The 14835-nt window shown below is 44.6% G+C and carries 12 protein-coding genes and 1 pseudogene; 6 read left to right on the forward strand and 7 right to left on the reverse strand.

The features are described 5' to 3' along the window. From HWQ58_RS38455 to HWQ58_RS16275, 4 genes and pseudogenes are all read left to right on the forward strand, one after another. A pseudogene (locus tag HWQ58_RS38455) lies at positions 1-86 on the forward strand (photosystem II protein D2); the annotation flags it as partial. Continuing rightward, a complete protein-coding gene (gene psbC, locus HWQ58_RS16265) occupies positions 70-1461 on the forward strand; it encodes a photosystem II reaction center protein CP43 (RefSeq protein ID WP_292864410.1) in 1392 nt (463 codons plus the stop codon). The pseudogene HWQ58_RS38455 and the gene psbC, both read left to right, overlap by 17 nt. Before the next feature lie 129 nt (positions 1462-1590). Beyond that, positions 1591-1776 (forward strand): PCP reductase family protein, encoded by a 186-nt coding sequence (locus tag HWQ58_RS16270; RefSeq protein ID WP_292864413.1) that lies wholly within the window; start codon positions 1591-1593, stop codon positions 1774-1776. Positions 1777-1797: 21 nt separating this feature from the next. Continuing rightward, positions 1798-2436: a Uma2 family endonuclease gene (locus HWQ58_RS16275; protein WP_292864416.1), complete on the forward strand. Its 639-nt coding sequence runs from the start codon at positions 1798-1800 to the stop codon at positions 2434-2436. Between the two features lie 83 nt (positions 2437-2519). On the opposite strand, the gene HWQ58_RS16280 is transcribed toward HWQ58_RS16275, so the two are convergent. From HWQ58_RS16280 to HWQ58_RS16295, 4 genes are all read right to left on the reverse strand, one after another. Further along, the gene (locus HWQ58_RS16280) at positions 2520-3359 is read right to left on the reverse strand and encodes an SWIM zinc finger family protein (RefSeq protein WP_292864419.1); all 840 of its coding nucleotides are present in this window, start codon (positions 3357-3359) and stop codon (positions 2520-2522) included. Between the two features lie 173 nt (positions 3360-3532). Continuing rightward, positions 3533-5746, reverse strand: a complete 2214-nt coding sequence (locus tag HWQ58_RS16285) for a tetratricopeptide repeat protein (RefSeq protein ID WP_292864421.1) — start codon at positions 5744-5746, stop codon at positions 3533-3535. A 136-nt stretch (positions 5747-5882) separates the two neighbouring features. Then, the gene (locus tag HWQ58_RS16290; RefSeq protein WP_292864424.1) at positions 5883-6647 is read right to left on the reverse strand and encodes a toll/interleukin-1 receptor domain-containing protein; all 765 of its coding nucleotides are present in this window, start codon (positions 6645-6647) and stop codon (positions 5883-5885) included. A gap of 194 nt (positions 6648-6841) precedes the next feature. Then, positions 6842-10198, reverse strand: a complete 3357-nt coding sequence (locus HWQ58_RS16295) for a DEAD/DEAH box helicase (protein WP_292864427.1) — start codon at positions 10196-10198, stop codon at positions 6842-6844. Positions 10199-10334: 136 nt separating this feature from the next. Between HWQ58_RS16295 and HWQ58_RS16300 the strand changes: the two genes are divergently transcribed. Then, positions 10335-10880, forward strand: coding sequence for an N-acetyltransferase (locus tag HWQ58_RS16300; RefSeq protein ID WP_292864430.1), 546 nt, complete (start codon positions 10335-10337; stop codon positions 10878-10880). 101 nt (positions 10881-10981) lie between these two features. After that, positions 10982-13138: a polyribonucleotide nucleotidyltransferase gene (locus HWQ58_RS16305; protein WP_292864433.1), complete on the forward strand. Its 2157-nt coding sequence runs from the start codon at positions 10982-10984 to the stop codon at positions 13136-13138. Positions 13139-13300: 162 nt separating this feature from the next. Here the strand turns inward: HWQ58_RS16305 and HWQ58_RS16310 are convergent, their stop codons facing one another. From HWQ58_RS16310 to HWQ58_RS16320, 3 genes are all read right to left on the reverse strand, one after another. Next, positions 13301-13510 (reverse strand): type II toxin-antitoxin system HicB family antitoxin, encoded by a 210-nt coding sequence (locus HWQ58_RS16310; RefSeq protein ID WP_104908798.1) that lies wholly within the window; start codon positions 13508-13510, stop codon positions 13301-13303. A 383-nt stretch (positions 13511-13893) separates the two neighbouring features. Beyond that, positions 13894-14124, reverse strand: coding sequence for a hypothetical protein (locus HWQ58_RS16315; RefSeq protein ID WP_292864436.1), 231 nt, complete (start codon positions 14122-14124; stop codon positions 13894-13896). Between the two features lie 87 nt (positions 14125-14211). Beyond that, a partial coding sequence (locus HWQ58_RS16320; protein ID WP_292864438.1) for a HEAT repeat domain-containing protein occupies positions 14212-14835 on the reverse strand: 624 nt, incomplete at its 5' end.

Consider the following 14835-nt stretch of genomic DNA (forward strand, 5'->3'; position numbering starts at 1 on the left):
TCCGCGCTTGGATGGCTCCTCAAGATCAACCCCACGAACAATTTGTATTCCCTGAGGAGGTATTACCACGTGGTAACGCTCTCTAATAGACCAAATATCTTAGGCGGCGCTGGACGCGACCAAGAATCCACTGGATTTGCTTGGTGGTCTGGTAACGCCCGTTTAATCAATCTATCTGGCAAACTACTGGGTGCTCACGTTGCCCATTCTGGTTTGATTGTATTCTGGGCTGGAGCGATGACTTTATTTGAAGTCGCTCACTTCATTCCTGAAAAACCCATGTACGAGCAGGGCTTGATCCTGTTACCTCACCTCGCCGCTCAGGGTTGGGGTGTTGGTGCTGGTGGTGAAGTCATCGATACCTTCCCCTACTTTGTTGTCGGTGTACTCCACCTAATTTCCTCAGCCGTCCTTGGCTTTGGCGGTATCTATCATGCCGTTCGTGGGCCAGAAACCTTAGAAGAATATTCTTCTTTCTTTGGTTACGACTGGAAAGACAAGAACAAGATGACCAACATCATCGGGTTCCACCTGATTATTTTGGGATTCGGTGCATTGCTGTTGGTAGCAAAGGCAATGTTCTTTGGTGGGTTGTATGACACCTGGGCACCAGGTGGTGGTGATGTTCGGATTATTACCAATCCGACATTGAACCCAGCAGTTATCTTCGGTTATGTAATCAAGTCTCCCTTTGGTGGCGAAGGCTGGATTGTCAGCGTTGATAACTTAGAAGATGTGGTCGGTGGTCACATTTGGGTTGCCTTTATTTTAATTTTTGGTGGTATTTTCCACATTCTTACCAAGCCTTTTGCTTGGTCACGTCGGGCATCCATCTGGTCTGGTGAGGCTTATCTCTCCTACAGCTTGGGCGCTCTCTCTCTGATGGGCTTTATTGCCTCAATCTTTGTTTGGTTTAACAACACCGTTTACCCCAGCGAATTCTTCGGCCCTACTGGCCCAGAAGCTTCTCAAGCTCAGGCTTTAACCTTCTTGATTCGTGACCAACGCTTGGGTGCTAACGTCGGTTCTGCCCAAGGCCCTACTGGTCTAGGTAAATATCTCATGCGCTCTCCAACTGGTGAAATCATCTTCGGTGGTGAAACCATGCGTTTCTGGGATTTCCGCGGCCCTTGGTTGGAGCCTCTACGTGGCCCCAATGGTCTTGACTTGGAAAAAATCAAGAATGATATTCAGCCTTGGCAAGCTCGTCGCGCTGCTGAATACATGACCCACGCACCTCTGGGTTCTTTGAACTCCGTGGGTGGTGTAGCTACCGAAATTAACTCTTTCAACTACGTATCTCCTCGCGCTTGGTTGGCGACTTCTCACTTCGTACTAGGATTCTTCTTCCTAGTTGGTCACTTATGGCACGCTGGTCGCGCACGGGCTGCTGCTGGTGGTTTTGAGAAAGGAATTAACCGTGATACTGAGCCAGTGATGTTCATGGACGACCTAGATTAGGTTGTAAAGTTTATTTCATCATTGACAACTAAATAATTTAGAGGCTCTTGCATAAAAGCAAGGGCTTTTTTTATAGGAAAATTAGTAATCTATTAATTAAAGTGAGCGACTTGCCAAGGTAACTAATCTATGAACGACTCCAATTTTATTGATGCTTTGCGATGGACATCTGAAGCTAAGGAAAAGTTACAAAACATTCCCTTTTTTGTCCGCTCTCAAGCTAAAGCCAGAATTGAACAGCTGGCTCGTGAAGCAGGCCAAGAGGTTGTGACTGCTGATTTGGTGGAACAGGCTAAACTTGAGTTTGGACAATAAAACATTCTAGAGGTCGTAATAATGACAGTCGCTAAGAATCGAGCAGACCGAGTAATGCTTTACGACATTAGCTGGCAACAGTTTGAAAATCTTTTAAAAGACTTGGGAGAGCATCGGGCAGCACGGTTAGCTTACGATCGCACTACTTTGGAAATTATGACACCTTTACCTGAACACGAACATTACAAAGAGGTAATTAGCGATTTGGTCAAGGAAATCGCTGATGTGCTGGATTTAGACTATGAAAGTTATGGCTCGACTACTTGGAAGCGAGAAAGCCGAATGGCAGGGCTGGAGTCAGATAACTGCTTCTATTTCCAGAATGAAGCTGCGATTCGAGGTAGATTGGATCTGGACTTGAGACAAGACCCACCACCTGATTTAGCACTAGAAATTGATGTTACCAGTAAGTCCCTGAATCGTTTTCCCATTTATGCCCGCTTGGGAGTACCAGAACTTTGGTGTTATGACTCCGGCGAAATCAAGATTTATCATTTGCAAAATGGGGAATATGTCGAATCAGAGAAGAGTTTAGTATTTCCTACTTTAGCAATTCGATATCTGCCGAAACTGATTGAGCAAAATCGGACAGATGGTAGACGGGCAATTCGTCGGGCGGTACGGGAATGGGTAAGGGAAGGCGGGAATGATAAAGATTGAAACTACCCACTCAACCTAATTCATAATTACGAATTACGTTAGTGCAGCGGTAGCAAGTCCGCGAACGTCATTACGAATTAGTATCAACTTCCTCCTACATTCATCGCTGCTAAAACAGCCTTCTGGCTTACATCTCTGTAAACGGTATTCAAATACTTCATTACCACATCACTCGAAGTTGAATTTACTGCATTTTCCTCTTCTTTCGCTAGGGGAATCGCTCCCAATACATCTAATATCGTCTCACTAGTAGATGGTGCAATCACTACCAATGATGACTCTAGTGGCTCATTGTATTGCCAGAAAGAATCAATTTTTACCGAGTATTTGTTATTAGGAATTGACTGTTGAATATCGGGCGTTTCTGTGGTACTACTGGGTTGAATCTTGGCACTACGTAATTGGCGTAAATCGCTGATAATTTGCTCTTTAGAACGTCCGCGCAATTGAAATAGTACAAAGGGGTCTTCACTGAATCTATCGCCTAACTGATAGTATATCGCACCAATGTGTTTACAGGGATTTGCTTTATCAGGACAAGAGCATTTACTCTGGACATCAGCAAGGGTAAATGGAAATATCGAAAGACCATTAGCTGTGAAGACTTCTTCTATATTTTGTGGCATTTCTCCTGCTAGTAGCTTGGCAGCAAAAATTGCCCTTTGAGACATGGTTTCAATTACATAACCCCACTGTTCATCGGTAAATGGTTCAAGGGAAAGGGAAACTTTATAGGGTTCTACTTCGCTACCTTGAACCCTAGCTAATACTTTTGCACCTTTAAATTCGATGCTCAAAACATTTCCTTGACGAGCATAATTTCTTGCACGTTCTAAACGCTTTTTAAAACGATAGGAATCTAGCAAATCTAGCCATTGTTGTGACCACCATTCGCGGCTTGCTTGTAATGTGTAATTAGTCATAATCTATTTAAAATTTAAAATTATGGAATAGATGGGTTGATCTCGTTTTGTGATAGTTACCTCAGACTATAGCGGTTATCGTTGAGAGCATATTAGTTTCACAAATATACGCCTACAGAGTGGAACGGCACTACACAGGGGCATAAAACCTTGAATTAATTACAAATTACGAATTATTCCATCTCCGCCTTGCGCCGCAATCGCTCAACTAATTGATGCGTGCAATCTAAGCTCTTATCGCGCAGGCGCTTTCGGATTTCCTGGGCAGCCAGTGCCAAGGATAGTGCCTCTGCGTAGCGCCCTTCCTCCTCCAGAACTCGTGCCAGACCATATTGAGCATCAGCTACCCGGTCTTGCCGCCCCACTTCTTGGTCTAGAGCTAAGGCACGCTCGAACAAGGGGCGGGCTTCTGTAGGGCGGTTGCGGTCAAGGGCTAGATTTCCCAGGCTGCCAAAATAAACTGCTTGTCTTTCTTTATTTCCTCGTTTTACTTCTATCGCCAATGCTTCCTTGATGTAGGACTCAGCACGATCATATTGTCCCAGCGATCGCGCAACTGATCCTAGATTGTTGAGGGCGATCGCTTTAGCAGGTTCATTCTTCAACTCTCGGAAAATTGCTAATACCTCGTGATACAGTCGCTCTGCCTTCAGCAAGTTCTGGCGTTGCCTTGCAATATCTCCTTGCAACTGAATTGCAACAGCTTTGTTCTGACGGCTGCCACCCCGTTTCATTGCCTCCGACATCTGAGCCGCCCAACTTGCTGCCCGATCTGTCTCCGCGCGAAAGTAGTGAACGCGAGCAACATGATAGGCGCCCCAGCCAGCATCGCTCCAATGACTCAGCGCCTTGCCTACCTGATATACCCACTCACCCAAGCGCACTCCTTCATCCCAGTAGCCTCGAAAGAAGAGGAAGTTAAATAAAGCGTGTTCCAAATCGATGAGCATCTGGGCAGTCTGTAGGTCTTTCAATTCAACGGAGATACCTGCCATCTCCCGCAGAGTTGTAGCCACGCCCTCTAGATTCTGCCACTCAGTTTCCAGCTTGTCATAGGTTTTGTAATTTTCACTTCTACCTCCGTACTTTTGGGCAAAGTCCACCCAGTAGCGCAAAACTTTCCGTTGGGCAGAAGAATCAAACCGAATTCCACTTGCTAGGGGTGCAGTCCTAACCGTATTCGTTCCGCCCAGAGCTGCCCGGACATAGGTGCGGGTGAGGGGGTGTAAGCCAAACCGTTCTCCATCCAACTCATTCACTAAAGATAGTGTTACCAACCCCTCTAAAGAAACTTGGATCTCGGTTATGGCTAAATCCGTAGCATCTGCCAGTGCTGCGGTTCTTGCTGGTGTCATAAATACAACCAGGGCAGATAACACTGTGCGATCGTTTTCAGAGAGAGTTTGGGCGGCATCGGCAAACAGAAACCCGTAGAGATCGGGGGATTTGGCGGCATTCCGCAACCGCTCTAGGGCAACACTTATGGAATAGCCTTTGTGTGCCACCTGTCCCAATGTCCAATCCAGCGCTAGGGGGTTGCCACCAGACGCTTGATATAAAGCGGTCAATATCTCTGGCTTCGTTGCATTTAGTTCCTGGGCTAAACGGGGGTGCGATCTTCCCTTCTCTCTCATCAACTGCAAAGCTTCTGCCTCTAAGAGGCGATCTAAGCGGATGGTGACGGCGCTTTCCCCAGTGCGGCGGCGGCTGGTGATGATGGCTTTGTTGGGGGTGGGCAGTTTCCGCACAAACTCGGCAATCATATCGCGTTCTTCTGCATTCAGGGTTTCCAAGTTGTCCCAAATTAATAGGGTGCGCCGTCCCCGCAGAGCATCGAGAAGGGCGCGGCGGCGTTCTGTGGTATCAGTCATTTTCACAATGTCTGTCTGTCCCAACCCCTTGGCAAATTCCCGGCAGAAGCTATCGAGAGAAGACAGAGCGAGAGTTTCTTCCCGTACTCCTTCAGCTGAGAGCCAGGTAGTCTTGGCAGAAACAAACAGGTAGGCATCAAACAAGGCTTGCTGACGGGCTAGGTGTGCTACCTCCAGCGCTAACGCCGTTTTGCCCATACCACCAATACCATCGATCGTCACACCCCAACTGCGTTCCTCTAGTGAAAGTGCGTCCATACAACGGGCGATTTCTTGTTTGCGTCCCACAAACACATCGTTATAGCGGGGCAGGTTATCGGGCAAACTTTCTGAGCGCTTTCCCTGTAACTGGCTTAATCGCACCTCTAGGCTAGTGACTTCTTTTTGTTTTTCCTCCAGATCGATCTGCAAATCCACTGGAACTCGAATCCCATAACCAGCTTTTTCCTCCTCTAATATCTGGAGGGCGCGACGAGCGCGGTTGAGAGTTCGTTGTAGTGCTTCTTGATTATCCATAGGATTTGATAAAAAGAAATCTTAGGATTTGCAGTTGAAAAAAGGCAAAGGGCAGGCGGAGCAACAAGATATCCACTTTTCCCGAATCATTGAGGGCGATCGCTTTTAGCAGACGCTCCGTACATTCGCTCTTAGCTTACTCATCTAAACTTTCTGCGATCGCTTTGAGCAGTGCCTCAAAATCTGATTGTATATGAATCTCTTCCGTCAGAGCATTCATATCCTTCAGCAGGTTTATAAGATTAGCAAACATATTACGAATTTCAGTATATAGGTCAATTTCTTCTCTAAATCCCTGTAAATTAGCGGCGCTAACTGTTTTCATAGCGTCATTTAAATCTTGAATTTGCTTTTCCCAATACTCAACATATTTAATTGTTTCAATAGGCTTATAAATTTGGGCATCTGCTAAAACTATGGGAAAAATTCGATGATAAAGTTTTCCATTTTTGGCAATTTCAACTAGTTCATACATGCAATTTTCAGACTTCAAATATTGGTCGCTGATTACCACAATCACACATTTGCCACGACTCAATCGCTGCATGAATTCTTGAAATCGTTCTTTGTAGCCAATTGCATTTTTATCCCGAATGATTGTAATACCTTTTGCCGGAAATACTTTCTCTAGTTGTTGTACAAATGTTTCGCTGTGATTATCTCGCCAGGTATAGGAGATAAAAACTTCCTTTTGGTTGCTTTTTGCCTCTACTTTATCGATGCTGTTTTGAAAATGACTCAATCGCGCCTCTAAGCTAGCTACTTCTTTTTCTTTTTCCTCCAGTTCGATTTGCAAATCTACTGGAACTCGAATTCCAAAACCAGCTTTTTGTTCTTCTAATATCTGGAGAGCACGGTGGGCGCGGTTGAGAGTTCTCTGTAATGCTTCTCGATCGTCCATAGAGTTATATCAAAATAAGATACTTTTCAATATAAACATTCAATATACCCCTTGCAAAAGTCTCGATTTTTAACTATTTATCTGCGCGTTTACGTGAAGTCGAGAAGTATTTATGCAAGAAGCTAATGCATACGGACAAATATAATTTTGTAGAATTATACTACATGCAAAAAAGTTAAATTTACACCACAAACTTATTCTGCATCATCGTCAATTACTGCACTGCGGTCAAGTATTAATAAGTTACGAAGTTGGTCTGTATCCAGTTCAGTTAACCATTCTTCACCAGCACCTACAACTTGTTCAGCTAGTTGTTTTTTACTTTCAATCATGTCATGAATTTTTTCTTCTAAAGTGCCAGTACAAACAAATTTATGTACTTGCACATTCCGGGTTTGTCCAATGCGAAATACTCGGTCTGTGGCTTGATTTTCCACTGCTGGATTCCACCATCTATCAAAGTGGAATACATGATTTGCGCGTGTTAAATTCAGTCCGACACCACCCGCTTTTAGAGAAAGAATCATAATCGGGGGGCCTTGAGGATCGTGTTGGAAACGGTCGATCATTTCCTCACGTTGTTTTTTGCTGGTGCTGCCATATAAAAAGAATATTTCTCGCCCTAACTGTTTTTCTAAATAGGGTTTAAGTAATTTACCCCACTCAGCAAACTGTGTAAAGATTAAAGCGCGATCGCTTTCTGCCAAAACTTCTTCTAACATTTCTTCTAGCCGCAAAAGTTTGGCTGAATTATGTTCTTCTAATGTCGCCTGTTTCAGGTATTGGGCTGGGTGATTGCAGATTTGCTTAAGTTTGATTAGTAAAGCTAAAATCATCCCCCGACGTTGCAACCCTTCAGCAGATTCTATCTCTACTAAAGATTGTTCTACAACTTGTTGATAAAGTGCGGCTTGTTCACCAGTTAAACCACAAAATACGGTCATTTCTTGCTTATCTGGTAAGTCTTGAATGATATCGCGATCGCTTTTCAATCGCCGCAATATAAATGGTTGTACTAATGAGCGTAACTGAGTCAAAGAAGCCGTATCACCATACTTTTCTATTGGCATGGCAAACCGACGCTGAAAAAATTGCCGATTGCCTAAATACCCAGGATTGAGAAAATCCAAAATAGACCATAGTTCTTGTAATCTATTTTCTACAGGTGTCCCCGTCAACGCAATCCGAAATGTAGCTTCTAATTGGCGCACTGCTTTTGACTGCTTCGCCTCTGGATTTTTCACATTCTGGGCTTCATCTAAAACAATTATCTGCCAAGAGACACTTTGCAATGACTTGATATCTCGATGAAGCAGTGAGTAGCTGGTAACGATTAAATCGTGTTTTTTTACAGCTTCTAAAAATGCTTTCCCTTTTGGGCGTTTGTCACCGTGATATTGCAAAATTTTCAGGCTTGGTGCAAATTTATTGACTTCCCTTTCCCAGTTGCCTAAAACCGAAGTTGGACAAACTAGCAGTGTTGGATTTTCTAGTGCATCCTGTTCTTTTAAGTGCAGCAGAAAAGCAATAAACTGGATAGTTTTACCGAGTCCCATGTCGTCTGCGAGACACGCACCCAAGCCCCAACGTTCTAAGAAGGACAGCCAAGCAGCACCACGTTCTTGATAAGGTCGCAACTGTCCTTTAAAGCCTGTTGGTGTGGGTAAAGGTGCGATCGCCTGATTATTTGTTAACGCCCCAATCAACTCTTGCAATGCCCCAGATGCATCAAAGCTGACCACTGGTAACTTTTCAATTGCCTGAGTATCTCCTGTACTCAGACGCAAAGCATCTTCCAGGGAAAGGGCCATTTGGTCTTTGCGAGTGGTAAAAAAAGTTTGGGCTGTCTTGATATCTTGAGGTCGCAATTCTACCCACTCACCATTAATTTCTACTAGTGGACTATTTAAAGCCACAAGTTTATCAAACTCGGCTTTGGAAATAGTTTGTCCGCCAATTGCCAATTGCCATTGGAAATTTAGCAGACTCTGCAACCCCAAGCGTCCCTGTTTTGTCTTTGGAGTTTCAGCAGTAATTTTTAAACCTAAACGATTTGCCCAGCCTTCACGATTCGCTAAACTGGGAGGCAAAATTACTCCCAAACCACTGTCTTCCAACCTCCAAGCTATAGCTTTGATAAACTCATAAGCTTGGATGGGGGTGAGGCGAGAAAATTGGGGATATTCAGTTTCTAAACTGGGTGCGTAGGCGCTTTGTGCCTTGTCGCCAGACATCGCTGGATATAATCGAGAAGCTACCCCCAAACCTCGCAAAAATGTTTCTTGTGGTTGGTCAATTGTCCGATTTTCATAAACTAATTTTTCAACTGGATTGTTCCAAATAGTTGCTGCATCCACTAAAAACTCTGGATCGTCAGCTGCTTGCAAAAAATACGCCAATGTCCAATCTGTTTCGCCAGACTCTGGAGAACGCAGTTGAAAACAGGTACGAAATAGTGTTTTAAGAGTTAACTGGTATTGTAGGGGCATAGTCCAAGCCTTCAATGCCGCTTCCAGTCGTTCCACTTCAATTGCATCTGCATTAACGGTACCAGATGCACTAGTTAAGGCTTGCAACCACTGTCGCACCCCAGTTGGTAAAGATGCCATCGCCTTAGCTTCAATTGGAGGTTGAGAACCTACCATGTCTCGCACTTGGGCATCTATCGTACTGTTGAGAAATCCCAAAAGTAATTCTTGAGGTTCGACGGGGAAGTTTACTGCTAGGTGAGGGGATGAGGGGGATGAGGAAGATGAGGGGGATGAGGAAGATGTTGCTCCCTCATCTCCCCCTGCTCCCCCATCTCCCTGATAGGTGCGACAAACCAAGGGCATATTCGCAGAAAATTTTTCTATGCGGGTTCCATCTACAGCACTATCTACGAGTACTTGCCACTTAGCAGCAAACGCACCATCCGATTGTTGGTTAATTGTTGGTAAAAACTTACACCGGGAGATTAAATCTAAACTCCATCGGGCAACCTGCGACCAAAAGCGTAAATCTCCACCTAAAAAAGCATCTTCCCCTTTCGCAGCATTTAAGGGAATAGCAGCGAGAAATTTTACTGCTTCGCTGGGGTTAAGACAAAAACCCTCAACTCGCCACGGTTGCAAATATTGTGGTAAGTCTGTATTTTCCCCTAAGCTAGCAGAATGTACAGGGAAAATCGCTGTTGTTCCTTCGCCATTACCTTCTGGAATATAAGTTGGTAAGGCAATGATTTGAGAGTGCGTTGGTAAACCGATTTCAGTGGCACTGGCGGCTTTACGCGTTAGCGTAGCTCCTCCTTTGGAGGCTCGCCCAGTAGTTGCGATCGCTTTGCCCGCCGCAGGCATCGCAACTTGGGTTTTTTGGATGAAGTTGGTAATTGCCATGTTCTGCGAACGCAACCACTCACTCAACTCAACTGATGTCATTGCCAATGGATGTAGTGCTATGTCTCCAGATCCACTAGACTCGAAATTCACTCGTGGCGATCGCCAAGTTTCCCCCCAAATAAATAAACAACCATTTTGATTTTTTAGTAACCAATTACAGTGTAAAATCGCCATTTGCTAACTACTCAGATTTTCCCAAAACTCCAGAATTAAAATCGCAATTATTCTACTTTTTGCATCTTTTCAAAAATAATTTTTAACCAATTTTGCATATAATTTAACTAATTATTCAATATAAACATTATTAATAATGAATTTTCCCATAACTAAAGTTTTAAAAAATGGCATATTAGTGGAACTAGATTATATGCATCCTCAAGAACAAGAGGTTGTAAGATCGCTACTCAATGTTGTAATTGTTGAAGGTAAAACTTATCCCCAAAAGCAACCTCTCTCTCCTACAGAATTTTCAGCTTACTGGTTAAGCAAGGATGCCTTTGTTGTCAGGACATCTGTTATAGATCCTACACACAAGCCAAAAGAAATATTAGGGGCGTTTTATTTAAAGCCAAACTTTCCCGGTTGGTGTAGCCATATTTGCAACGCTGGTTTTATTGTACAACCAGGATTACGCGGTCAGGGTTTAGGACGGTTCATGGGAGAGGCTATGCTTTCGATAGCAGCAAACCTGGGCTACGAAGCAGTGATGTTTAATTTGGTCTTTGAGACTAATATACCTTCAATTACACTTTGGCAGTCGTTAGGATTTGAAATTATTGGACGAATTCCGAGTGCAGTGAAGCTAGAGAATGGGCAGGTAGTAGACGCGCTAATCTTGTATCACACTTTACTTTGAACCACTTGTCTCTCTTTGTATCTACTAGAAGTCAGCCATAGGGCATAAATGTTAGGATTGCCACAGAAAGAGAATAGCGAAAGAGAAGGAAAAAAAACTGAATGGCAGAAGTTGATAAGTCAATATCCTTCGATGGAAGGGATATTCGACTGAAAGTAGGCCTATTAGCTCCCCAGGCAGGTGGGTCGGTTTTGATAGAATCAGGGGACACATCCGTTTTAGTGACGGCTACGCGATCGCAAGCCAGAGAAGGCATTGATTTTCTTCCCCTGACTGTAGATTATGAAGAAAGGCTATATGCCGCTGGTCGGATTCCTGGAGGGATCATGCGGCGAGAAGGTCGCCCACCAGAAAAAACAATTCTCACCAGCCGTCTTATAGACCGTCCCCTGCGTCCTTTGTTCCCTTCATGGTTGCGGGATGACCTGCAAATTATTGCCTTAACGCTGTCGATGGACGAGTTAGTGCCACCCGATGTGTTAGCAGTTACAGGTGCTTCCATTGCTACCCTGATTGCTCAAATCCCCTTTAATGGGCCAATGGCAGCAGTACGGGTTGGTTTAGTGGGAGATGATTTCATTATTAACCCCACTTATGCAGAAATTGAAGCCGGAGACTTGGATCTAGTAGTAGCTGGTTCGCCACATGGCGTAATCATGGTGGAGGCGGGAGCTAATCAGTTGCCAGAGCGAGATATTATTGAGGCAATTGATTTTGGCTACGAAGCGGTGCGGGATTTAATCAAAGCCCAGCAAGATTTAGTAGCAGAACTGGGTCTGGTAATAGTGCAAGAAGCACCACCAGAAGTAGACCAGACACTGGAAAATTATATCCGCGATCGCGCTAGTGGCGAGATTAAGAAAATCCTGTCTCAATTTACTTTCACCAAACCCGAACGCGATGCCGCTTTAGATGTCGTCAAGAATGAAATTGCGACGACGATCGCCGAACTGCCACAAGAAGACCCGATTCGAGTTGCTGCAACCGCAAATAGTAAGGCACTTGGTAACACTTTTAAAGATATTACCAAATACTTCATGCGGCGGCAAATCGTCGAAGATAACGTTCGCGTTGATGGTCGTAAACTTGATGAAGTACGACCTGTTTCTTGTTTAGTTGATGTCTTACCAAAGCGAGTCCACGGTAGCGGTTTATTTAACCGAGGACTAACTCAAGTATTATCCACTTGTACTCTGGGTACACCTGGGGATGCTCAAAACCTCAACGATGACATGCAGCTAGATCAGCACAAGCGTTACCTGCATCATTACAACTTCCCGCCGTTCTCAGTCGGGGAAACCAAGCCAATGCGGGCCCCAGGAAGGCGCGAAATTGGTCACGGGGCATTAGCAGAGCGATCGCTCATACCTGTGCTACCGTCAAAAGAACAATTTCCCTACGTGATTCGCATCGTATCGGAAGTACTTTCTTCCAACGGTTCCACCTCAATGGGTTCAGTCTGCGGTTCCACCCTCGCTCTGATGGATGCTGGTGTACCAATTCTCAAACCCGTTAGTGGCGCGGCAATGGGTCTGATTAAGGAAGGGGACGAAGTACGAGTCCTGACCGACATCCAAGGCATTGAAGACTTTTTGGGCGACATGGACTTCAAAGTTGCCGGGACGGATGCCGGGATTACCGCCTTGCAAATGGATATGAAAATCTCCGGTTTGTCTTTGGAGGTTATAGCACAAGCCGTTCACCAAGCTAAATCAGCCCGGTTGCACATTTTGGAGAAAATGCTCGCGTGCATTGACACGCCGCGGACTGAAACCTCACCTTATGCCCCACGTCTGTTAACAATCAAGATTGATTCAGACATGATTGGTTTGGTGATCGGGCCTGGAGGCAAGACTATTAAGGGAATCACAGAGGAAACTGGTGCAAAAATTGACATCGAAGATGATGGCACTGTGACAATTTCCGCTGTGGATGAGAACAAGGCCAAGAGAGCCAGAAATATCATCCAAGGCATGACCCGCAAGTTGCACGAAGGGGATGTCTATGCAGGACGCATTACTCGGATCATACCGATAGGCGCATTTGTGGAATTCCTGCCTGGAAAAGAAGGCATGATTCACATTTCACAACTAGCTGACTACCGCGTTGGCAAAGTTGAAGATGAAGTAGCAGTGGGCGATGAAGTGATTATCAAAGTGCGCGAAATTGATAACAAAGGTCGGATTAATCTCACCCGCTTGGGTATTCACCCAGATCAAGCAACAGCAGCAAGAGAAGCTGCGGCGGTGAATCGGTAACTCGATTTGGGATTTTAGATTAGATTAAATCTAAAATCCGCGATGCCTATCGTGAAGGCATCGCCGTATGCTTCTCTAATTTGATAAATTACGAATTACGAATTACATAGCTTGCTTCTCGCCTTCTCTACAAGACGCTACGCGAATGGCAAGTATTACGAATTATTTTAACGACTTTTCTAATGTTTTTGGCTCAGGTAGAGGTTGACCGTCAGCTAAGGATGATTCAATCAGCATTTCTAAAACTTCTTGAGCATTTTTGAAAGCTTCTTCGTAAGTATCTCCGTGAGTATGACAAAATCCCCATTCAGGAAGACTGACAACAAAACACTCATCTTCATCAGACCACTGAATAACGATTGTATATTTCATATTTATTCATACACGTCTCGGCGATGAGCAATAGTGGTGACAATAAGCTAATTGGTTTCATCATCAATTCGGTAAATAACGTGATATTCACCAATGCGATCGCGATAATAGCCTGCAAAATTACCTTTGAGAGGTTTAATAAGCTAAAAATATTTTAATTTGCATCGTTCAAAAAATAAATCTCTTGTGGGGTGGGCATCTTGCCATAAGTGTCAAGTTAAGATGAAATCACTGGGGTCAACTAGTATAGCTAGGGACACTTCGACAAGCTCCCTTCGACAAGCTCAGGGCGGCGCAGTGCATCGCTGGGGACTGGATGAAAAGTCTTTTTGTGTTTAGGTTTTATCCTCCTCAAATTAAAATTGAACAAAAATAATAAACGGCTACCCGAATTCAATAAACGACACCCCAAATTCAATAAACGACACCCCGAATTCAATAAACGACTGCCCGAATTCGATGAACGACTGCCCGAATTCAATAAACGACTGCCCGAATTCAATAAACGACTGCCCGAATTCAATAAACGGCTGCCCGAATTCAATAAACGACTGCCCGAATTCGATGAACGACTGCCCGAATTCAATAAACGACTGCCCGAATTCAATGAACATACCTTTGACATTTGGGCTTCTGCCTTAACTTGACACCAATGGCATCTTGCCGGCCCTATTTGTGCAAATTAAATGCGCGACAGCTTATTAGGGTGAAAACGAGGATTTTGTTCCATACTTCTGTAATTCTGCCAACTTCTGTTGAGCAAAATCTCGCACTTGCTTATCTGGATCATTCTCTGCTTTGTCGCGCAACAGTGGTAAAGTCTGGCGATGCTGAGGAAATTGCTTGATAATTATCTCAAGTGCAACCCGTCGAGGATTGGGGTGCGACCAAGGATGATGCCTACGCTCAAAGGAGTCATTGACAGCGCAGTTGTAGTAAATTTCAAACAACTCAAGCTGATTTCTAAAGTGTTTGGCTAATGCTTGGATGGCTGCACGTCGCACATTCCCAGAATTATCAGCAGTGGCGCGGTCTTTGAGAAACGAGCGCGTGTCCGGGTCATCTTGGAAATTGCTGGCTAATGCTTCGATGGCTGCACGTCGCACATCCCATTGATTATCAGCAGTGGCGCGGTCTTTGAGAATCGAGCGCGTGTCCGGGTCATCTTGGAAATTGCTGGCTAATGCTTGGATGGCTGCACGTCGCACATTCCCAGAATTATCAGCAGTGGCGCGGTCTTTGAGAATCGAGCGGGTGTCCGGGTCATCTGGGAAATTGCTGGCTAATGCTTGGATGGCTGCACGTCGCACATTCCCAGAATTATC

The organism is Nostoc sp. LPT (assembly GCF_017115165.1).
GTDB lineage: Bacteria > Cyanobacteriota > Cyanobacteriia > Cyanobacteriales > Nostocaceae > Nostoc.

What these genes read in the sequence shown, in the direction of transcription:
- HWQ58_RS16270 (WP_292864413.1), top strand. Translation starts at nt 1,591, where the DNA reads ATGAACGACTCCAATTTTATTGATGCTTTGCGATGGACATCTGAAGCT.
- HWQ58_RS16275 (WP_292864416.1), top strand. Translation starts at nt 1,798, where the DNA reads ATGACAGTCGCTAAGAATCGAGCAGACCGAGTAATGCTTTACGACATT.
- HWQ58_RS16280 (WP_292864419.1), bottom strand. Translation starts at nt 3,359, where the DNA reads ATGACTAATTACACATTACAAGCAAGCCGCGAATGGTGGTCACAACAA.
- HWQ58_RS16285 (WP_292864421.1), bottom strand. Translation starts at nt 5,746, where the DNA reads ATGGATAATCAAGAAGCACTACAACGAACTCTCAACCGCGCTCGTCGC.
- HWQ58_RS16290 (WP_292864424.1), bottom strand. Translation starts at nt 6,647, where the DNA reads ATGGACGATCGAGAAGCATTACAGAGAACTCTCAACCGCGCCCACCGT.
- HWQ58_RS16295 (WP_292864427.1), bottom strand. Translation starts at nt 10,198, where the DNA reads ATGGCGATTTTACACTGTAATTGGTTACTAAAAAATCAAAATGGTTGT.
- HWQ58_RS16300 (WP_292864430.1), top strand. Translation starts at nt 10,335, where the DNA reads ATGAATTTTCCCATAACTAAAGTTTTAAAAAATGGCATATTAGTGGAA.
- HWQ58_RS16305 (WP_292864433.1), top strand. Translation starts at nt 10,982, where the DNA reads ATGGCAGAAGTTGATAAGTCAATATCCTTCGATGGAAGGGATATTCGA.
- HWQ58_RS16310 (WP_104908798.1), bottom strand. Translation starts at nt 13,510, where the DNA reads ATGAAATATACAATCGTTATTCAGTGGTCTGATGAAGATGAGTGTTTT.
- HWQ58_RS16315 (WP_292864436.1), bottom strand. Translation starts at nt 14,124, where the DNA reads ATGTTCATTGAATTCGGGCAGTCGTTTATTGAATTCGGGCAGTCGTTC.